Origin of the sequence: Moraxella sp. (assembly GCF_030525845.1) — a bacterium.
Lineage (GTDB): Bacteria > Pseudomonadota > Gammaproteobacteria > Pseudomonadales > Moraxellaceae > Moraxella.
Genome location: NZ_JAUNDY010000018.1, coordinates 1 through 21,392, shown reverse-complemented (window position 1 = coordinate 21,392; position 21,392 = coordinate 1). Strand labels below are relative to the sequence as shown.

Below are 21,392 nucleotides of genomic sequence, written 5' to 3'. Positions count from 1 at the left end.
TTATAAATTTCCAAAGATTTATTTGACGATAATTATTTTAATCTTATTCTTGTTATTAAAACTTTTTTATATTATAATAAGCTCAACTTATTTGAGCTTTATTGTATTTTGATAGGATAATTTTATGAACATTTTAGTATTAGGCAGTGGTGGGCGTGAACACGCCTTAGCGTGGAAAATTGCCCAAGACGACAAAGTCAAAACCGTGTTTGTCGCCCCCGGTAATGCAGGGACTGCGACAGAAAACAAATGCCAAAATGTCGCCCTAAACATTTTGGACAACTTAGCCATTGTCGCCTTTGCCAAAGAAAATGCGGTGGATTTTGTGGTGGTAGGTCCAGAAGCTCCGCTTGTGAATGGTGTGGTGGACGCTTGCCGAGCTGAAAACATCAAGATTTGGGGCCCGACACAATACTGTGCCAACCTAGAAGGCTCAAAGGCATTTGCCAAAGATTTTTTAAAACAGCACGGCATTCCTACCGCCTTTTATGAAGTGTTCACCGAAATCGCCCCCGCCAAAGCCTATGTAGAACAGCACGGCACGCCCATTGTCATCAAGGCGGACGGACTTGCGGCAGGCAAAGGCGTGATTGTGGCGATGGACGAGACAGAAGCCTTTAACGCCATTGACGATATGCTCTCTGGCAATAAATTTGGCGATGCGGGCAGTCGGGTGGTCATTGAAGAGTTTTTGGCAGGGGAAGAAGCGTCCTTTATTTGTATGATTGACGGCGAAAACATTTTGCCAATGGCGACAAGCCAAGACCACAAACGCATTGGCGAAGACGACACAGGGGCGAACACAGGCGGAATGGGGGCGTACAGCCCTGCACCTGTGGTAACGGCAGATGTATTTGAGCGAGTGATGAGCCAGATTATGCGTCCGACTGTGCAGGCAATGCAGGCGAATGGCACGCCTTATACGGGCTTTTTGTACGCAGGGCTGATGATTGACAAGGATGGCAATCCTAAGGTGATTGAGTTTAACTGTCGTTTTGGCGACCCTGAAACTCAGCCGATTATGATGCGGTTGCAATCATCGCTGGTGGATTTGGTGCAAGCAGGATTGGACGGTAAATTGCCAAGTGAAGCAAATTGGGACGAGCGAAAAACCGTTGGCATTGTGCTGGCAACGGCAGGTTATCCTGAAAGCTCTGGCAAGGGCGATGTGATTAGTGGTTTGCAAGCCACCCCTAACGATAGCAAAATTTTCCACGCAGGCACGGCGGTCAATGACAAAGGCGAAATTGTTACCAATGGCGGACGAGTGCTGTGCGTTACAGCACTTGGGCAAACGGTGGCGGACGCTCAGAAAAAAGCATTGGCACTTTGTGAGCAGGTCAAATTTGACGGTATGCAATATCGTAGGGACATTGGCTGGCGGGCAACCCTCCGAGAGCAAAACTAATGTGAATAAAGTGGGGAATGATTGCGGTTATTCTCCACTTTTTAATTTTTTCTATATTTTTAAGTGTATCATTTTTTTAATAATGAAATCGGTTATTTCTTTTTTTAAAAAATTCATTATTTTTATGCTGATTTGGATAATTGCAATGGTGATTCAAATCGCTTTTGGCATTGGAAAACCCAAGCCAAGAACTCCCAATGAATTTTTTAATATTTGTGTTATAAAAAATGAAAAGCCAATTAACCTAACTTTAAAAGAATATAAGGGCGAACCGTTGTGTGATACACCCTTAAATAATGTACCAATGAATAACCCTATCTTTCATTTTCATTTGGACAACATAGACAATGAATGGGAAATGACGACTTTTACCGACAGTATGGCTGACCCATTTGTTTATCGTTATAAAATTGAAAATCATCAAGTCATTCCCCTTTGGTATCACTTTGGGGGTAATTCTGGGAAAATGAGTGTGGTGGTTTTTGGATTTTTTATGACGCTTATTTTATTATCAGCGGTTAAAATGGTTAGAAATCGCTTGAACAATCAACCAAAAAACCATTAAATCATTGCCAATATTTTAAATCACAATCTGCATAAAATCTTCTGCCAAATACAATTTGCCCCGATAATGAGTTTGCACTTCCGTGCGAATATGCCCCATATTGGGCGTGTCGCTGGCAGGGTTGTCAAATAGGGAAAATCTCGCACTAAAATGAGTCAAAATCAAACAAGGCAACTTTGCCATTTGAGCAAACTCACCAATCGCCCGTGCTGTGGTGTGTTTGGGGTCAAACACGCCTTTTGCCAAAATCTTATCCAGCACACTTTGGGTATAAGTACACTCGTGTACCAATGCCATCGCCCCCACCACCAAATCACTTAATAAACTTGGCGTGTCGTTGTCCCCTGCGATGACAATTTTTTGTCTATTCGTTTGGGTTACCACCAAACTTGGGTCATCTTTGATGGCTTGCCCCCAGTCTTTTTTGTCAATGTTTAATGCCGTCAGTCGCTCACCGTCCAATTTTTGCTTATCTATTGTCACTGTCAAGGCAAAGGCATAAGACGGCATACGGTGCGAAAGCTCGGCAGTCTCAACGCTCATTGTCAATTCTTTACCAAAATTAAGCGTAATTTTATCACTTAAAAAACTTTCAATATCTTTAAAATCAATGGGGTAAGTAAAATACAGCTCATTGACCAAACTATAAGTGTCCAGCAGTTTTATCAACCCCTTTGAGGCGATAATCGTCAAAGGCTCACTTCTACCGTGCATTGCCAAAGACGACAAAAGCCCCGCCAGCCCAAAACAATGGTCTCCGTGCAAATGGGTAATCAAAATGGCTTTGAGTTTTTTTAATTGCAAAGGCGTTTTCATGAGCTGGTGCTGAGTGCCTTCTCCGCAGTCCACCAGTAGCCAATCGCCACATTTTTGTGTGTCGTTTATCGCCCACTCTACCGCAAGGGCGGAGACATTCCTATCCTTGGTAGGAATGCCTGAGGAAGTGCCAAGAAAGGTTAAGCGAAACATATTTTTCCTTATTTTAGATGAGATAAAGCCTTTATATTATGTTAAATAAAATAACAACACTCAACATCATATCTCAAAACCAAACAATCATCAATACCTGATAACCCTCAATCTATTTTTTAAAAAAATAATCGACATAATTCATCAAAACCTTGACCGCATTGGTGGATTTTGTTTTAATAAACTTGAATATCTAATTAAACAGCGAATTAGTCTAACGACCGAAGTAAATTTCTACCATCGTAGATATAAAACACCGCTTAGAAATAAGGAAATCCCATGAAATCGCCCTATCTCACCACCTCCCCCACTTTTTGGCTTGGCATGCTTGCCACCGTTGTCATCGTGGTTGGGGTGCGTGAGCTGGCACTCGTGGTTTGCACCGCTTTGGGTATGCCTACCGCCACCAACATCGTGGGGCTGGTGTCGCTGTTTGTCGTCCTTATGGGGGTGAGATTGGCAAAGGGGGGCTTGCCCCATTGGCTATCATCATCGGCAAGCGTGCTACTGGTGGATAGTGGCTTTGCCTTTTTGCCCGTCTCGGCAGGGGCAGGGATTTTGCTGTTTGGGCTAGGGGCGGATTTGCCTGCGGTGTCGGCGGTGATTATCATCAGTACGGTGCTACCTTTGTGGGCATTTGCCAAATTGTCCGCCAAATGGCTAGACGACAACACCACGAACGACAAAGGAGACAATCATGCCAACGCTTGACAACACCACGATACTCATCGCCTTTATCGTTACACTCATCGCTCATGTTGGGGCAAAATATGCACTACGTTATATCAATAAATACTATCGTGGCATACCGATGATTATCATCGCCATTATTTTGACGCTCATCATTTTGACCATCATTGGGCTTCCCTATGCCACCTACTACGCCAACGCCAAACCTGTGTTTGATCGCCTTTTGGGTTATAGCACCGTGCTACTTGCCGTGCCTTTGGCGGGCATGGACTTTAAGGGCTTACCCATTAAAAAACTCTCTATCATCGTCCTTTTGGCAAGCCTTGTCGGGGCGATTTTGCCGATGTCGCTGGCATATCTTTTCGCCCTAAACATGGACACCATTTTAGCATTTGCCAGTCGCTCCGTGACCACGCCTGTGGGCTTGTCGGTCGCCCAAATCATCAACGCCCCACTCGTCATGGCAAATCTCATCATCATCGTCTCGGGCATTTTGGGGGCAGGCGTGTGCCGAATGCTCTTTAAAAACATCACAGACGACAGAGCCAAAGGCTTGGCACTTGGGCTGGTGGCTCATGCCATTGGCACGGTAGAGGCATGGACCATCAGTCCCACCGCAGGACGATACGCCGCTTTTGGACTGGCGATTAACGGACTGGTTACGGCGGTGTGGTTGCCTGTGGCATTGGTCATGCTGCTTAAATAATAAACCGCCAAGTAATCAACCAAACTACAATCCAACGATAAACTTCACAACAACCATCTTTGGCTATTTTTGTTCGTGGCACTTGCAATTTCGCTACTTGCCACCATACAGACGTGCATTATAAGAAATTTATTTGGAGTTTATCATGTCTGATAACCAAACCTTGCCCTTACTTGCCGTGCGTGATGTCGTGGTTTATCCACACATGCAAATCGCTTTATTTGTGGGACGTGAACAATCCTTAAATGCCATCACTCTTGCCGAAAAAAACTTTGACGGTCGCTTGCTTGTCATCTCCCAAAAAGATTCCCTAACCGAAGAGATTAGCACGGATAATTTATACCGTTTTGGCACTGTTTGTAAAATCATCAGCACCATGCCACATGATACTGACGAGACCTGCCTAAAAGTCCTTATTGAGGGGCAAGTGCGTGCCGAGATGACAGAGTTTCATCACGATGACACCCATCATACACTGATGGCGAATTTTAGCCCACAATCTATTGTTAATAACTTAACTGATGATGAAGCCGAAGCCCACAAAAAAGTTTTGATGGATTTTTTTGGTGGTTTTGCCGAAGAAAATTTACGCAATGGGCGTGAGATTGTTCGTGTCGCCAATAAGATTAACAACCTGATTGAGCTGATTTATTTTGTTGCAACACGCACTTCATTACCTTTGGACAAAAAACAATCCTTATTAGAAGATGACGATATTATCAATCATTATCAGACTTTGGTGGATTTTTTCATCAGCAATCACGCCGAACAATCCATTGAAAACGAACTTCAAGAATCTGTTCGCAAACAAATGGAAAATAACCACCGTGAGTATTTTTTAAATGAAAAAATGAAAGCGATTAAGTCGGAACTTTCTGATTTAAATGATGGGGCGGACGACGAAGATGGCGAGCTAGAAAAACGCTTAAAAGAAGCCGATTTGCCAGAAGACGTACGCAAAAAGGCAGAAAATGAATTTAAAAAATTAAAACAAATGCCTTCCAATTCATCAGAGGCAAGCGTGGTGCGTGGCTATGTGGAGTGGATTTTGGACACGCCATGGCATAAGGCAAGTAAGGTTTCCATTGACCTGCACAAAGCCAAAGAAGTGCTGGACAAAGACCACTACGGACTTGACGATGTCAAGGACCGCATTTTGGAATACTTAGCTGTGCAATCTCGTGTCAAAAAAATGCGAGGTCCTATCCTATGCCTTGTCGGACCACCGGGGGTAGGCAAAACCTCGCTTGGCGAGAGCATTGCCAAAGCCACAGGGCGTAAGTTTGTGCGTATGGCACTTGGGGGCGTGCGAGACGAAGCCGAGATTCGTGGTCATCGCCGTACTTATATTGGGGCAATGCCTGGCAAAATCGTGCAGTCTTTGGCGAAAGTGGAAGTCAAAAATCCGCTGTTTTTGCTGGACGAAATTGACAAAATGGCACAAGATTATCGTGGCGACCCAGCCTCCGCTCTGCTAGAAGTGCTTGACCCATCGCAAAACAACGCCTTTAATGACCATTATCTTGACTTGGATTTGGATTTGTCGGAGGTGATGTTTATTTGTACCGCCAACAGTATGAACATTCCGCCTGCCCTGCTTGACCGTATGGAAGTTATTCGCTTACCAGGTTATACCGAAGATGAGAAATTGGCGATTGCCCAAAATTACCTAACGCCCAAAGCCCTAGAACAAAATGGTCTTAATAGCGATGAGCTTGACATTACAAATGATGCGGTAACGAGCATTATCCGTCATTATACTCGTGAAGCAGGCGTGCGAAACTTGGAGCGTGAGATTAATAAAATCAGCCGTAAAGCGGTGCGTTCGCAAGTAGAAACCTACGGCACCAAGCCCAAAAAAGGCGTAGAGATTAAACCAATTAGCGTCAATGATGATAACATTAGCGACTTTTTGGGGGTTAAGCCTTATGATTACGGACTTGCCGAAAAAGAACCCGAAGTGGGACGTATCACAGGCTTGGCTTGGACTTCGGTAGGTGGCGAGCTACTCACCATTGAAACGGCGACAATGAGCGGTAAGGGCGAGCTTATCTTTACAGGCTCGCTTGGCGATGTGATGAAAGAGTCTATCCGTGCTGCAATGAGCGTGGTGCGTGCAGGGGGCGAGCGGTATGGCATTAGTTATGATAAAATCAAAGAAACCGATGTTCATGTTCACATGCCAGAGGGGGCAACTCCCAAAGACGGACCTTCGGCGGGCATTGCCTTGACGACCGCTCTCGTCTCGGCACTCACAGGCATTGCCATTCGCCCTGACATTGCCATGACGGGCGAGGTAACTTTGCGTGGTAAGGTGCTTCGTATTGGCGGACTAAAAGAAAAACTTCTTGCCGCTCATCGTGGTGGGATTTCGCTCGTACTCATTCCCAAATCCAACGAGCGAGATTTGGCGGACATTCCTGACAACGTCAAAGAGGGTCTAACCATTCAATCGGTAGAAACCATCGATGAGGTGTTAAGTGCCGCCCTAGTCACCCCACTCACGCCCATCAAACCCGTCTTAACCGTTAAGACAGACGAGCAAGGCTTGCGAAGCTAATACAAACCCAAAACCCCATTTCTCGTAAAATGGGGTTTTAATCTAATGGATTAACCACCGCAAATACAGTAAGTTTTATGAAAAGTTATCTTGTATTATTTATACTACTTATAAGTATATTCCAAACGGTTTATGCAGGTGGATATAATTTTAACATCAAAATTACTGACATTCACAGCCTCTCTGATGACAAACACCTTATTTATTTTCAAAAATTAGAAAAAATAGGTTATGATGATTATCCTTATCCCTTAGATGATTGTCAAAACATCAAAATCATCATCGATTATAAATATAAAGAAAGCTGGGTGCGACGCATAGAGCAGTTTTTTTATTTATTATTTAAAGATACCAGTAAATTTGATGAGGGTGTAAACAACCTAAAACAAAACATTGAACTACTCAAAAAATACCAACACAAAACTTTTAATATTAATGACATTGAGGCATTTAATTACAACCCCAATAATCATTGTGAGCTATACACCAAAACCATCTACATACCAAATTCAGACAAGTTACAAAATGAGGACATACCTTCATTTCGCTTTATTTTACGCCGTCAAGATTTTTAATCATGGTAGGTTTGTTATGCCGATAAAAGCCTTATTATTCATTCTATTTCTTAGCATATCTCAAACGGTTTATGCAGGTGGTATGATTTTCCCCATTCAAATCACTGACATCAAAACCACCTCCAAAAAAGAACACCAAATTAAATTTAAACTTTTGGAAAAAGTGGGATTTGATGGTTATCCCTATCCTTTGGACAAATGCGATATGGTCACTTTAAACATAGAATTTAAAGAATGGGAATTGCACCATAAAATTTTCTTATTCTTTGATGGCTTATTTAATCCCATACTAAACACCAAATATTTAAATCAAGAGGTGGCTAAATTAAAAACACACCTAAATAGACCCATCTTAATGAGCGATGTTGAGGCTTTTTATTATTCCTCTCATGATGATTGCCAATTATTTAGCAAAACCATTCAATTACAATATACCACAGTCCATATTAATGATAAATCTGATGCCGTGATTTTGCAACCCATTCGCCACCATTCACGCCTTGAAAATAAACCACAAGACTAATTTGTCAAGATTAACATTTTGCCCATTTTACGCTATAATAACCAAAAATCAAATTTAACAAGGCAAAAAAATGACCCTACACACCTCCTTGACCGAACTGTTTACACAAGCCATCATCAATGCAGGTTTTGAAAATACTGACCCTATCATCAAACAATCAGGCAAGCCTCAATTTGGCGATTATCAAGCCAATGCCTCTATGGGGCTTGCCAAAAAAGTGGGTAAAAACCCACGAGAAGTCGCCCAAAGTATTTTGGACAATTTACCAAGCAATGAACTCATTGCCAAAACTGAGATTGCAGGGCCGGGTTTTATCAACATTTTTTTAAGTGATGAATTTTTAGCCAAATCCGCTCAAACTGCCCGCCTTGATGAACGCTTGGGTGTGCATTCCACCCAAGCCCAAACGGTGGTGGTAGACTATTCATCACCCAATGTCGCCAAAGAAATGCACGTGGGACATCTGCGTTCAACCATCATCGGTGATAGCACCGTGCGAGTGCTAGAATTTTTGGGCGACAAGGTCATTCGTGCCAACCACGTGGGCGACTGGGGAACGCAGTTTGGTATGCTCATCGCCTATCTTGAAAAAATGCAAAATGAAAATGCCTCCGACATGGAATTATCCGACCTAGAAGAATTTTATCGCCGTGCCAAAGAAACTTATGATAATGATGAAGCCTTCGCCCAAAAAGCTCGTGGCTATGTGGTTAAGCTCCAAAGCGGTGATGATTATTGTTTGAACATGTGGCGCAAACTCGTTGCCATTACCATGACCCAAAACCAAGCCAGCTATGAGCGATTGGGCGTTACTTTGACCGACAAAGACGTCATGGGCGAAAGTCTGTATAATCCGATGCTCCCTGAGGTGGTGGCACACCTTAAAAAACAAGGCTTGGCGGTCGAGGACGAGGGAGCAACGGTTGTCTATCTAGACGAATACAAAAACAAAGCGGGCGAGCCACTTGGTGTGATTGTCCAAAAAAATGATGGCGGATTTTTGTACACCACCACCGACATCGCCGCCGCTAAGTACCGCTACGAGACATTAAATGCCGACCGTGCCATCGTCTACTCGGACACTCGCCAAGCAGGGCATATGGCACAGGCGTGGACGATTGCTCGCATGGGAGGCTTTGTGCCTGATGAATTTGTGCTAGAACACCATAATTTTGGCATGATGCTTGGCAAAGATGGCAAACCCTTTAAAACCCGCTCAGGCGGTACGATTAAACTTGCCGAACTGCTTGATGAGGCAGTTGCCCGTGCTACCGTACTGATTGAGGCAAAAAACCCCAATGTGTCAGACGATGAAAAACAAGCACTCATCGAAGCGGTTGCCATCGGTGCGGTCAAATATGCTGACCTGTCCAAACATCGCACCACCGATTATGTATTTGACTGGGATAACATGCTCAACTTTGAGGGCAACACCGCCCCCTACATGCAGTACGCTTATACACGAGTACGTTCAATTTTTGCCAAAGCAGGGGTGAGTGGCGATGAGCTGACAGGCGATATCATCATCAGCGATGACAAAGAGCGGACATTAGCAGTTAAACTGCTACAATTTGAGGAGGCTCTACGCCAAGTCGCCAAAGACGGTACACCTCACATATTGTGTGGTTATTTGTATGAATTAGCTGGGATTTTCTCGTCATTTTATGAGCATTGTCCGATTTTATCAGCAGATGAGATCACCAAAACCAGCCGTCTACTTCTTGCTGATTTGACCGCCAAAACCCTAAAACAAGGCTTGGAACTACTAGGAATCAAGACAGTAGAGAAAATGTAATTGACCCATATAATCATCATCAGGTATGGGCTTGATGATGATTTTGCTACCCACCAAGACCAAACCAGCCCACAATCATCAAAAATGACTTATATTTGGTATTTTATTTAAAAATAATTCTTGACTTGTTCAATAAAAAAAGTTATGAAAATCAGCAAAAATGTGGCATAATAAGCGCTGATTTTGGATAATGCGTGAACAGTCGTTAATTATCAGACTGTTGCCATTATCCACCAATTTTGCAAAGTGAACTTGCTTATGGTCGTAGACCATGTTCATTGTCGATAACCACAACTTGGAGTTTTTATGTCAAATTCTACCATCGTTTATACTTACACCGATGAAGCCCCTGCCCTTGCAACACACTCTTTACTACCCATCATTCAAGCCTTTACAAAAAGTTCAGGCATTGACATCAAAACCAGCGACATCTCTCTTGCTAGCCGTATCCTATCGCAATTTCCTGACTATCTAAAACCCGAACAAAAGCGAGAAGACAGTCTTGCCAAATTGGGTGAGTTGGTAACACGCCCAGAAGCCAACGTCATCAAACTACCCAACATCTCAGCCTCCATGCCACAGCTCTTGGCTACCATTAAAGAACTACAAGATGATGGCTATGCCATTCCAAATTATCCTACTGAACCTAGCAACGACACCGAAAAAGACATTCAAGCCCGCTATGACCGTGTCAAAGGCAGTGCCGTAAACCCAGTACTACGCGAAGGTAACTCCGACCGCCGTGCCCCAAAAGCTGTCAAAAACTTCGCCAAAAAATTCCCACACAGCATGGGTGCATGGTCGACCGACAGTAAGACCCATGTCGCCACCATGAGTGATAACGACTTTTTCCACAACGAAAAAGCCATCACCGTTGAGAAGCCAACCACAGTTCATATCGTCTTTACCGACAAAAACGGCAGCAGCAAAGAGCTTCGCAAACCATTGCCGCTACTTGCAGGCGAAATCTTGGACGCTACTTTTTTAAGCAAAAAAGCACTGGTCAAATTCCTAGATGAGCAAGTTGCCGATGCCAAAGAAAAAGGCGTGCTATATAGTCTACACATGAAAGCCACCATGATGAAAGTTTCTGACCCCATCATTTTTGGTCATGCGGTTAAATCTTTCTTTAAGCCTGTCTTTGAAAAATACGGCAAAGAGCTAGACTCAATCGGTGTCAATGTCAATAACGGATTTGGCGACCTACTTGCCAAAATTGACAAACTTGACCCCACCACCAAAGCAAACGTTGAAGATCTTATCGCACAAACCTACGCCAATAATCCCGACATCGCCATGGTAGATAGCGATAAAGGCATTACCAACTTGCACGTACCTAGCGACATCATCGTAGACGCTTCTGTACCTGCCATGATACGTTCATCAGGTCAAATGTGGAACAAAGACGGCAAACTACAAGACACCAAAATCATCATTCCAGACAGCACCTATGCACCACTATATGATGCAGTTGTTAAATTCTCCCAAAAACACGGTGCGTTCGACCCCACCACCATGGGTACAGTACCAAACGTAGGCTTGATGGCTCAAAAAGCCGAAGAATACGGCTCTCATGACAAAACTTTTGAGATTGAAGCTGATGGTGTGGTAGAAGTCAAAGACGAAAACGGCAACGTCCTGCTATCACACAATGTGGAAGCTGGCGACATTTGGCGTGCCTGCCAAACCAAAGATGCCCCCATCAAAGACTGGGTAAAATTAGCCGTCAATCGTGCCCGCCTAAGTAACACGCCTGCGGTATTTTGGCTAAACGAAAAACGTGCTCACAGTGCCGAGGTCATCAAAAAAGTCAATCAATACCTAAGCGAACTTGATACCAGCGATGTAGACATTCGCATCTTGCCATTGGCAGAAGCCACAGAATTTACGCTGTCTCGCCTAAAAGAAGGTAAAGACACCATCAGCGTTACTGGTAACGTCATGCGTGATTATTTGACTGACCTATTCCCAATCTTAGAACTTGGTACGTCTGCCAAAATGCTGTCTATCGTACCTTTGATGAATGGTGGTGGCATGTTTGAAACTGGTGCTGGCGGCAGCGCACCTAAGCACGTCCAACAATTCAACAAAGAAAACTACCTGCGTTGGGATAGTTTGGGCGAGTTTTTGGCATTGGCTGTATCACTAGAACATCTATCCCAAAAAACAAACAACCCAAAAGCACAAATCTTGGCGACCACCCTAGATAAAGCCACCGAAGAGCTACTGCTCAACGACAAATCGCCACAACGCAGACTCGGCTCTATCGATAACCGTGGCAGTCATTATTATCTTGCAAAATACTGGGCAAAAGCATTATCAGAGCAAAACGAAGATAAAGCCCTTGCCGAAGAGTTTGCACCCATCGCCAAAGCACTTGATGAAAAAGAAGAGCAAATCGTCAATGAGCTAAATAGCGTGCAAGGTCAGCCTGTCGAAACCGAAGGCTACTACTTTGCCAATCGTGATTTGCTAGATAAGGCCATGCGTCCTAGTGCCACCTTTAACGACATCATTGCTCAGCTATGATGCTTGATAAAACCATAAATGCCATCTTTGTGATGGCATTTTTTATGGCAATCTTTTAAAACATTACCAAAATCCGCCATTTAACGGTATAATGCAACATCAACCTCCATCTGATATTTAGCACCAAACACCCATGAATCATACCACCGTCATTATTCTCATCACTGTTGTTGTCAGTATCATGGCATGGCAAAACAAGCTACTGCTTGGTAGGCTGACCTTTGACCCCATTTCCATCACTCGCCATAAGCAATTTGACCGTTTTTTGACCAGCGGTTTTGTTCATGCAGATGGCATGCACTTACTGTTTAACATGATTACGCTTTACTTTTTTGGTCGTGTCATGGAGCGGTTTTTTATTAATCACTTAGGCTCTTTGGGCTTTGTGGGTTTTTATGCCCTCGCCATCATCGCTTCAAGCATTCCTGATTATGTTCGCTACAAAAATAACCCCAGATTTTCTAGTCTCGGTGCCTCAGGCGGTGTCTCGGCAGTGCTGTTTTCGTTTATTTTACTTGCCCCATGGCAAACCATTTATCTGTTTTTTATCCCCATTCCAGCGATTATTTTTGCCATCGGCTACGTGGCGTATAGCGTATGGGCGGATAGACGTGGCACAGGTCGCATCAATCATCTGGCTCATCTAGCAGGAGCGGCATTCGGGGTGATTGCCACTATCGCCATCAATCCTGCCATCATCATTCATTTTATCAATGCACTATTACACCCAAGATTTTAGGCGTTTTCTTATTGCCACCACCAAAAACCCAAATGATTTACCCATCAAGCCTCATAAAGTAAATTTATGAGGCATACTCACTTACCAATGTTTACACACAAATTAAAAAACAAACAACAACTTGTCATTTGATATATTCAAGTTTTTTCATAGCATTCCAAGCTTTTTTCATTAAAAAAATTAACACTTTATTAATAAAATCATGTATAATTTTCCTCCAAATATCCATTAAAATGATATTCTCGCCTTACGATGTCAAGCCAAGTGATTGGCTCATTCTGTCAAGCCTAGATTTGTTCGCTATTTAAACAAATAATGAAAAGCCACCAGAATTTCGTAAGTTTTTTAGTTTTTAAGATGAAATTTTATGAATTATCAATTATTTACCTCCGAATCCGTCTCCGAAGGACACCCAGACAAGATGGCTGACCAAGTCTCTGATGCCATCTTGGACGCCATTTTAGCCCAAGATAAAGACGCTCGTGTGGCATGCGAAACCCTGACCAAAACAGGGGCGGTGGTGCTGGCGGGCGAGATTACCACCCATGCCAATATTGACGTGGAAGCCATTGTGCGTGCTACTGTCAACAAAATCGGTTACAACCACAGCGATTTGGGCTTTGACGGATCAAGCTGTGCGGTCATTAACATGATTGGCAAACAGTCGCCTGAGATTGCACAAGGCGTGGATAGAAGCCACCCAGAAGATCAAGGGGCAGGCGATCAAGGCTTGATGTTTGGTTATGCCTGTAACGAAACAGATGTGCTCATGCCAGCCCCCATCGCTTTGTCACACCGCCTCATGGAACGCCAAGCCGAACTACGCAAAAACGGCACGCTTTCATGGCTACGCCCAGACGCGAAAGCACAAGTGAGCCTACGTTACGATGATGCTCATCGCCCTGTGGCGGTGGATGCCCTTGTACTCTCCACTCAGCACGCCCCAGAAATTAGTCAAGCTGATCTGCATGAGGCAGTGATGGAGGAAATCATCAAAAAAGTCATTCCTACCGAACTTTTGCATGCTGGTACCAAATACCACATTAATCCCACAGGTAAATTCGTCATCGGTGGTCCTGTGGGCGATGCTGGCTTGACAGGTCGTAAAATCATCGTCGACACTTATGGTGGTATGGCTCGTCATGGTGGCGGTGCATTCTCAGGCAAAGACCCCTCTAAGGTTGACCGCTCGGCTGCCTATGCAGGTCGTTATGTCGCCAAAAACTTGGTGGCGGCAGGACTTGCTGACCGTATCGAAGTACAAGTTTCCTATGCTATTGGTGTGGCAGAGCCAACCTCTATTTCGGTCAATACCTTTGGTACAGGCAAAGTGTCCAATGATGAAATCATTCGCCTAATCCGCACCCATTTTGACCTGCGTCCTTATGGCATTACTCGTATGTTAAATTTATTGCAACCGATGTACGAAATCACCGCCAGTTATGGTCATTTTGGTAGACATGGTACAGACAATGCCTTTACATGGGAAAAATTGGATAAGGTTGAGGCAATTAAAGCGGACACCAATTGGTAATTTTACCCAACCTGTAAATTGTGATACAATAAAAGCCAGTCTATGATTGGCTTTTATTTTAAAATTTTTCAGGAATTTTTATGTCAAATCTTAATGAACAATTAGCCGAAAACACCGACAAACTCCCCCAAGATGCCAATGCCTTTTTTGAGCGGGCAGATGAAGTGATTACTTTGGCAAACTCACAATTATCGCCCACTTCACACGCAGGACAAGTAGCAGCTTCTTTGACTTATGCAGCAGCTCGCTTTGCGGTGTCAGCGGCAAGTATTGGTTTTATGAAAGGCAGTGATTTTGCCCAAGAAAAAGACGAAATCATCGCCTTTTATACCAAACAATATCAGCAAATGCTCGCGGATAATATCGATGATTATGCCAATAATTTTGAGAAATATACAGGGATTAAGTGATTTTGGCAATCACAAAACGAAGTGTATAAATATTTTACAATCCACCTGCCACACCCAAACAAAAAGGCTAAGTTTAATCAACTTAGCCAAAGCTCCTGCTTGATGACAAGCAATCATTATTGTATTTTGCTGTTTTCACTCTCTTGCAGAGCAAGCAAAGCACCCCGCCCCAGACCTTGACCGACTTGCACGCCTAGACGGTCAAAGATTTTTCGCATGGGGTCTACATAGGTGTAATTGACTGAGTGTTCTAGATTGAGCTCTTTTTCAAGCTTACTAATACCGCCCGTCTTGTCGGCAAGCCCCAATTCCACAGATTGCTTACCCGTCCAAAACAGACCACTAAAAATTTGATTTTGTTCGGGATTTTTTAGCTTATCGCCACGTCCAGTCTTGACCGCATCGATGAAGTTTTGATGAGTGACATCAAGCAATGCCTGCACATGGGCTTTTTCGCTGGCAGTCATATCACGGCTCATGCTCAAAATATCCTTGTACTCGCCTGCTGTCATGGTGCGGTCTTTTACGCCAATTTTTTCCATGAGTTTTTGGGTGTCATAACCTGACATAATCACACCAATCGAACCCACCAAGCTTGATGGATTGACCCAAATTTCATCGGCAGAGCTGGCAATATAATACGCCCCAGATGCGCCGATGTCGCCAATGACGGCATAAAGCTTCTTATCAGGATACTCTTTGCGTAAATCCATCGCTGTCTGCCAAATCTCATCAGACTGCACAGGCGAGCCACCTGGTGAGTTAATGGCAAGAGCGACAGCCTTAGAATTAGGATTGCTAAATGCTTCTGTGAGTGCCGAGTTGACATTATAGGCATTGGCATCGGTGCTACTGGCGATCACGCCATTGACCTCCACGACCGCCAAATGAGGCTTATTTATCTCCACTGGCATACCGCCATCTGTACTACAACCACGCCCCATCACTGCGATGACAAAAATGATATAAGCAAAGGTTAAGAATTTAAAAAAAATCCCCCAACGTCTTGCTCTGCGTTGCTCCTCAATACTTGCCATGAGGGTTTTTTCAAGCAGTCGCCATTCTTGACTGCTGTACTGATTTTGGGAGGAGTGATGAGAAGAAGTGGAAGTGTCTTTATTGGGATTGGGTGGCCATGCCATATGATTTCCTAAGCTATATACTTGATAAATTGAAGCATTTTAGCATAATTTATAAGATTATTTCAATCCGTTAAACTTGCCAATGCCACAGAGGCTTTTTCACGATTGGTGGCGGTATTTTTGTCAGTATAAATCATGACATACGGCGAAGTTGCATCAAAAACCGCACGGCTGACCACTTGGCGTGTATGAACCAGCCACACATCTGCCAGCACCTCGTCATGACACATGTACTCATACATCTGCCATGTGTGAGCGTGATTCGCCCCATTGATAAGCACACGATAAATATGACTCCCCTCCTCTTTGATGTCATGGCGAATACCGCCCATGATGGTTATGTCCTCCTCGCTTTCGACAAATATCGAACAGCTCCACACATGCTCATCATCAATCATCTGCCAGCCTGTCAAGGCACGAATATAAAGCCCATCGCCCTCCCAGCTCCTGCCAGCCTCGCAACCATGATAAGGCAACCCTAGCACCTCATTCTTGCCTGCCAGCCATGGACGATGAATAGGAATGTCTCTGTGAATGATGGATAACGCCTCAGCCATCATAGGGCTTGGTGTTTGAATAATCACGCCTGTTAAGTGATTGATGTTTTGTTTGTGTAGTTGGGTAAGTAAGGTCTTGGCAAATAGCTCAGGGGATTGCTTACTTCCTTGATCAGTCAATAAAAGCCAAGCCGTCTTGCTAGCACCATCATTGGCATGAGGCTTAAAAATTAATACCTGACTGACATAATCATCATCACTATTTAAAACATGTATCCCCATCTTTGGCATGACAGACTTGCCCTGCACCAACATCATTAGCATGGCAAGCACAGGCATGAATGCAAATTTTTTATGAATCAAAGGACTTATCCATACGCCCACTGCCATCATGGCTAACAACACGCCTGCCACACTGACATTCTGATAAAGCCATGCACTCCCCATCTCCTGCAAAAACATCAAAAACGCATTTAGGGATAATATCACAAATGATGAAATCCCCCACAGCACACTCGCCACAGATGGCATAATAATAAAAAATACCCCAGCCAAAAGGTTAATAGGCACAATCAATGCACCAAATAGCCCTACCGCAAAAAGATTAACCACCAGCCCCCACAGCGACACCTTACCAAATAACAGCAGAGAAATGGGCAGCATGGCGACAAACAGATAACTTTGTAATTTGATTAATCTCATTAAGCCAGTAACAAAGTCAGTTTTTGCCGACTCAAATTCACGCTCCCCATACCACATTAATAACGCCACCGCCACAAACGACAGCCAAAATCCCGCCTGCCACACTACCACAGGGTCTAGCCAAATCATTGCCAATGCCACCCATGCCAATGCCGTCATCGAAGAGATGGGCAAGGCAAGATAACTCGCCACCGACACCATCAACATCATATACACCGTCCTGACTGCTGGCACATCAAACCCTGTAAATAACGCATACACCAAACTTGCCAAGACCATGACCATCATGCGAAAGTGATGACGTGCCATCACTTGATAAAACACCAAAAATCTGTCCGCCACCGAACACAAAATATAAGCCAATATCATCGCCAAAAACACCACATGCGTCCCTGAAATGGCAAGCAGATGACTAATACCGCCAAATTGATACAACTCTTTGGTGTCCTTGCCAATCAACGCCCTGTCGCCTGTCAAAAGTGAGAGCGTAACTGCTTTGGCTTGCTGTTGGTCATGACCGAGCATTTGCCAATCTTGATAAAAATAATCACGCAACGTTTGACGAAAAGCCTCCAAATGCCCCAGCCAAGTTATCTTGGATAAAGGCATGACTTCACCATTAATAGCAACAATCTGAGCATTGGCATGAATATGACGAGTACGAAGCCAACGTCCGCTATCAAAACCTAATGCACTTACCTCTGTATCAATGGGTGTAATCAATAACGTCATTTGGGCAGTGGTATTGGGGTGCAACTGATTGAGCTTATCCCATGATGTTTTGTTTTTTTCAAAAACCCGCCCTGCCTGCAACATGACTGTCAGCGTCTTTGGCAAGGGCTGGTGTGATACCATGTCATCATCAGCCACCAAAAAGGGGTTGTAAGTATTTACACCTCCTTGATGTGCACCTTCATAAAATTGCAAATTGGACAACTGTGCTTTTTGTCGATAATACATGCCCTCTGCATAAACACCATCACTAATCTCACTGACATGCACATCAGCAGTTATCGTGTAACCCTGCTTTGGAATAAGCCTTGCCACCCCCTCAAAATCCTGATTTACGCTCAACGTCCGCACAATAAACAACAAAGACACCAACACAATTAACAATGTGTTTATTGCTAATAACGAAATTTTGGCAAGCAGGGTTTTAGCAGTCAATTGATTAAATTTTAGACACAAAAAAGCACACCCCACAAGAAGTATGCTCATCACATAAAAATTATCATCAGCACCCAAAAGTGGCAAATTGGTTGATGGCATATCCAACACCCCAAATACCATCAAAACCACAACGATAAATATCAACCAAATCATGACTTATTGGCTTGCAATATCAATTCAACCATTTTTAGGTCATCAGGATAAGTCAATTTTATGTTAAATCGTGAACCCTGTACCAACACCACACTCCGCCCAAGATGTTCAAAACCACTTGCTTCATCAGTAATCATTAAATTATTGTCAATCGCATAATCCAACATCTGTCGCAAGGCATGTAGCCGAAACACTTGTGGGGTTTGAGCCTGCCACAGATTATCACGACTGACAGTATAAGAAATGTGTACTTGATTGGCTTTGCATTCGGCAAGCTTTAATGTATCCACCACAGGCGTTGCTAAAATCGCCCCTACTGGCAAATTATCCAAACTCCCAACATCAAATTCTTTGATGGTATCAATAAGGCGATGCACATCTGATGGCAAAAGACAAGGTCTTGCTCCATCATGGATAAGTACCCACACATCATCTCCACCAGTTCGCCTAAAAATCTCCTCTACACCTGCCCTAACAGACAAAAATCGCTCTGCACCACCCTGACAAAAATAAATTGGCTTATCGCAACCAAAATCTAGCGAAGTCGCCATTTGGTCATCTTTGGCAATTACCAATGTAATATCATCAATATCAGAAACATCTAGACAAGCCACACTATGTTCTAGTATCGTACGCCCAAGAGCATGCAGGTACTGCTTGGGTGTATCCGCCCCAAAACGACTGCCTCGCCCTGCCGCAACAACTAACGCATGGATACGCCGATGAAATTTTGCCATATCAATTCTCGCCAGTATCACTACCAACATCTGTTACAGCATAGCCACCAGCACCATCAAGTAGCCCCTCCACAGGCTCGGTAGCACTGCTACTATCCACACCCTCTGCCATCTCCCTAGTGTTAATCACAGGTGCTGTGGACAGCTCCACAAAGGTCTCTCCTGACTTAATAAGCCCCAATTCCAACCGTGCATGCTCTTCTATCGCCCCAAGTCCTGATTTTAGGTCTTTAACCTCTGCTTTTAGGGCGTTATTTTTTACCTGCTGGGAGGCATTTAGCCGTTGCCAAGAGGCAAGCTCTGCGTTTAATTTGGCAAATTCATAACGACCAAATTCGCCATACCAATACTGATGTTGCAAGGCAACCAATACCACTACCCCAAAAATTATCAATACCGAATAACCCAAGAAAACAGGCGAAATCTTTACACCTGTTTTCTTGGTTGATGACTGCATGTCTTTTTTTGGAGTATCAGCGGTCATGTCAGCCACGCAGTCCGATGAACTCTTCACGTCCACGGAATTTGGCAGTTACTTGTTGCTCAATGCGTAGTAGCTGATTGTATTTGGCAACACGGTCGCTGCGGCATAGTGAACCTGTCTTAATCTGCCCTGCTGCTGTACCCACTGCCAAATCAGCGATGGTACTATCCTCAGTCTCGCCAGAGCGGTGGCTGATGACAGTAGCGTAGCCGTTTTGTTTGGCAAGATAAATGGCATCTAGCGTCTCGGACAGTGTACCGATTTGGTTGTACTTAATCAAAATGGCGTTGGCGATTTTCTTGTCAATGCCTTCACGCAAAATCTTGGGATTGGTTACAAATAGGTCATCGCCGACAAGTTGAACTTTATCGCCAATTTGCTTGGTGAGATATGCCCAACCGTCCCAGTCGCTTTCGTCCAAGCCGTCCTCAATAGAGATAATCGGATATTGACGCACCAAACCCGCCAAATAATCCGCAAAACCCTCACTGCTGTACGATTTACCCTCGCCTTCTAGGACGTATTGACCGTTTTTATAAAATTCGCTAGATGCACAGTCTAGGGCAAGGAAAATATCTTGACCTGCCTTATAACCTGCTTGCTCAATGGCTTTCATGATGGCGGTAATCGCCTCCTCGTTTGAGCGTAAGTTGGGAGCAAAACCACCCTCATCGCCCACTGCGGTGTTTAGCCCTTGTGCTTTTAACACCGATTTTAGGCTGTGGAAAATCTCTGTCCCTGCACGCAAGCTCTCGCCAAAACTGGTAAAGCCCACAGGCTCAACCATAAACTCTTGAATATCCACCGTGTTGTCCGCATGAGCTCCGCCATTTAGGATATTCATCATCGGTACAGGCATGGTAAGCGATGTTTGCCCACGCAAGTTGGCGATGTATTGGTGTAGGGGGAGATTTTTGGCAATGGCTGCCGCACGAGCGACCGCCAATGATACTGCCAAAGTCGCATTTGCTCCTAGATTGGCTTTGTTTTCGGTGCCATCAAGGTCAATCAAAATCTTGTCAATCTCAGCTTGGGCGGTTGCGTCCTTGTCAAGCAGTGCCGAGCGAATTTGACTATTGACATTGGCAACGGCTTTTTTTACGCCCTTGCCTAGATAGCGAGCTTTGTCGCCGTCTCGTAGCTCCAATGCCTCACGAGAGCCTGTGGACGCACCAGATGGGGCACAGCCACGACCAACCACACCATTTGCCAAAATAACGTCTGCCTCAATGGTGGGGTTGCCACGAGAATCAAGAATCTCACGAGCCACGATGTCTTTGATTTGGGTGGCATTATCAGTAGTTTCAGCGTACATAACAAAATCCTTTAATGGTTGGGTAAAAGTTTAGCTAGATTATAACACAAATTTTGGCTGGCATAAACTGTTATTTCAAAGCTTTGGTACTACTCCACCTCATATTCCGCCTGAACTTCCAACACACAATAATCAAAAGGATTGACAATGATTGGATATTTTTCGGCACGAATGCGATAAGTTTCATAA

18 protein-coding genes are annotated in these 21,392 nt (G+C 44.1%); 12 read left to right on the top strand and 6 right to left on the bottom strand.

Annotated elements, in window-relative coordinates; translation table 11 throughout:
* Window positions 1–124: 124 nt before the first annotated feature.
* Together purD and Q4B79_RS07250 are read left to right on the top strand one after the other, a co-directional pair.
* Window positions 125–1,408, top strand: coding sequence for a phosphoribosylamine--glycine ligase (gene purD, locus Q4B79_RS07255; protein WP_303085759.1), 1,284 nt, complete (start codon window positions 125–127; stop codon window positions 1,406–1,408).
* A gap of 1 nt (window position 1,409) precedes the next feature.
* The gene (locus tag Q4B79_RS07250; protein ID WP_303085758.1) at window positions 1,410–1,973 is read left to right on the top strand and encodes a hypothetical protein; all 564 of its coding nucleotides are present in this window, start codon (window positions 1,410–1,412) and stop codon (window positions 1,971–1,973) included.
* A gap of 15 nt (window positions 1,974–1,988) precedes the next feature.
* Here Q4B79_RS07250 and Q4B79_RS07245 read toward each other — a convergent pair whose 3' ends face one another.
* A complete protein-coding gene (locus tag Q4B79_RS07245) occupies window positions 1,989–2,942 on the bottom strand; it encodes a ribonuclease Z (protein WP_303085757.1) in 954 nt (317 codons plus the stop codon).
* 279 nt (window positions 2,943–3,221) lie between these two features.
* Here Q4B79_RS07245 and Q4B79_RS07240 point away from each other — a divergent pair, with 279 nt between their 5' ends.
* The 10 genes from Q4B79_RS07240 to Q4B79_RS07195 all read left to right on the top strand — a co-directional run bounded on the left by Q4B79_RS07240 (window position 3,222) and on the right by Q4B79_RS07195 (window position 15,003).
* Entirely contained in the window at window positions 3,222–3,653 is a 432-nt protein-coding gene (locus Q4B79_RS07240; RefSeq protein WP_303085756.1) for a CidA/LrgA family protein, read from the top strand.
* Window positions 3,640–4,338 carry an LrgB family protein gene (locus tag Q4B79_RS07235; protein ID WP_303085755.1) on the top strand — a complete coding sequence of 233 codons (699 nt, stop codon included), beginning with the start codon at window positions 3,640–3,642 and terminating at the stop codon, window positions 4,336–4,338. Before Q4B79_RS07240 ends, Q4B79_RS07235 begins: the two co-directional genes overlap by 14 nt.
* 145 nt (window positions 4,339–4,483) lie before the next feature.
* Window positions 4,484–6,898: an endopeptidase La gene (lon, locus tag Q4B79_RS07230; protein WP_303085754.1), complete on the top strand. Its 2,415-nt coding sequence runs from the start codon at window positions 4,484–4,486 to the stop codon at window positions 6,896–6,898.
* Between the two features lie 77 nt (window positions 6,899–6,975).
* Window positions 6,976–7,473, top strand: coding sequence for a hypothetical protein (locus tag Q4B79_RS07225; protein ID WP_303085753.1), 498 nt, complete (start codon window positions 6,976–6,978; stop codon window positions 7,471–7,473).
* A 16-nt stretch (window positions 7,474–7,489) separates the two neighbouring features.
* Window positions 7,490–7,996 carry a hypothetical protein gene (locus Q4B79_RS07220; protein ID WP_303085752.1) on the top strand — a complete coding sequence of 169 codons (507 nt, stop codon included), beginning with the start codon at window positions 7,490–7,492 and terminating at the stop codon, window positions 7,994–7,996.
* Window positions 7,997–8,066: 70 nt separating this feature from the next.
* Window positions 8,067–9,791 (top strand): arginine--tRNA ligase, encoded by a 1,725-nt coding sequence (argS, locus tag Q4B79_RS07215; protein WP_303085751.1) that lies wholly within the window; start codon window positions 8,067–8,069, stop codon window positions 9,789–9,791.
* A gap of 306 nt (window positions 9,792–10,097) precedes the next feature.
* Window positions 10,098–12,320 carry an NADP-dependent isocitrate dehydrogenase gene (locus tag Q4B79_RS07210; protein WP_303085750.1) on the top strand — a complete coding sequence of 741 codons (2,223 nt, stop codon included), beginning with the start codon at window positions 10,098–10,100 and terminating at the stop codon, window positions 12,318–12,320.
* Window positions 12,321–12,453: 133 nt separating this feature from the next.
* The gene (locus tag Q4B79_RS07205; RefSeq protein ID WP_303085749.1) at window positions 12,454–13,059 is read left to right on the top strand and encodes a rhomboid family intramembrane serine protease; all 606 of its coding nucleotides are present in this window, start codon (window positions 12,454–12,456) and stop codon (window positions 13,057–13,059) included.
* Between the two features lie 367 nt (window positions 13,060–13,426).
* Complete coding sequence (gene metK, locus Q4B79_RS07200) at window positions 13,427–14,593, top strand: methionine adenosyltransferase (RefSeq protein ID WP_303085748.1); 1,167 nt, start codon at window positions 13,427–13,429, stop codon at window positions 14,591–14,593.
* Between the two features lie 80 nt (window positions 14,594–14,673).
* Window positions 14,674–15,003 (top strand): DUF3144 domain-containing protein, encoded by a 330-nt coding sequence (locus Q4B79_RS07195; RefSeq protein WP_303085747.1) that lies wholly within the window; start codon window positions 14,674–14,676, stop codon window positions 15,001–15,003.
* Between the two features lie 116 nt (window positions 15,004–15,119).
* On the opposite strand, the gene sppA is transcribed toward Q4B79_RS07195, so the two are convergent.
* The 5 genes from sppA to eno form a co-directional block, all read right to left on the bottom strand.
* Window positions 15,120–16,145, bottom strand: a complete 1,026-nt coding sequence (gene sppA / locus Q4B79_RS07190; protein ID WP_303085746.1) for a signal peptide peptidase SppA — start codon at window positions 16,143–16,145, stop codon at window positions 15,120–15,122.
* Between the two features lie 62 nt (window positions 16,146–16,207).
* The gene (locus Q4B79_RS07185) at window positions 16,208–18,613 is read right to left on the bottom strand and encodes a ComEC/Rec2 family competence protein (protein ID WP_303085745.1); all 2,406 of its coding nucleotides are present in this window, start codon (window positions 18,611–18,613) and stop codon (window positions 16,208–16,210) included.
* A 50-nt stretch (window positions 18,614–18,663) separates the two neighbouring features.
* Window positions 18,664–19,404, bottom strand: a complete 741-nt coding sequence (ispD, locus tag Q4B79_RS07180) for a 2-C-methyl-D-erythritol 4-phosphate cytidylyltransferase (protein ID WP_303085744.1) — start codon at window positions 19,402–19,404, stop codon at window positions 18,664–18,666.
* A gap of 1 nt (window position 19,405) precedes the next feature.
* Entirely contained in the window at window positions 19,406–19,888 is a 483-nt protein-coding gene (locus Q4B79_RS07175) for a septum formation initiator family protein (protein ID WP_303085743.1), read from the bottom strand.
* Window position 19,889: 1 nt separating this feature from the next.
* Complete coding sequence (gene eno, locus Q4B79_RS07170) at window positions 19,890–21,203, bottom strand: phosphopyruvate hydratase (RefSeq protein WP_303085742.1); 1,314 nt, start codon at window positions 21,201–21,203, stop codon at window positions 19,890–19,892.
* Window positions 21,204–21,392: the final 189 nt, after the last annotated feature.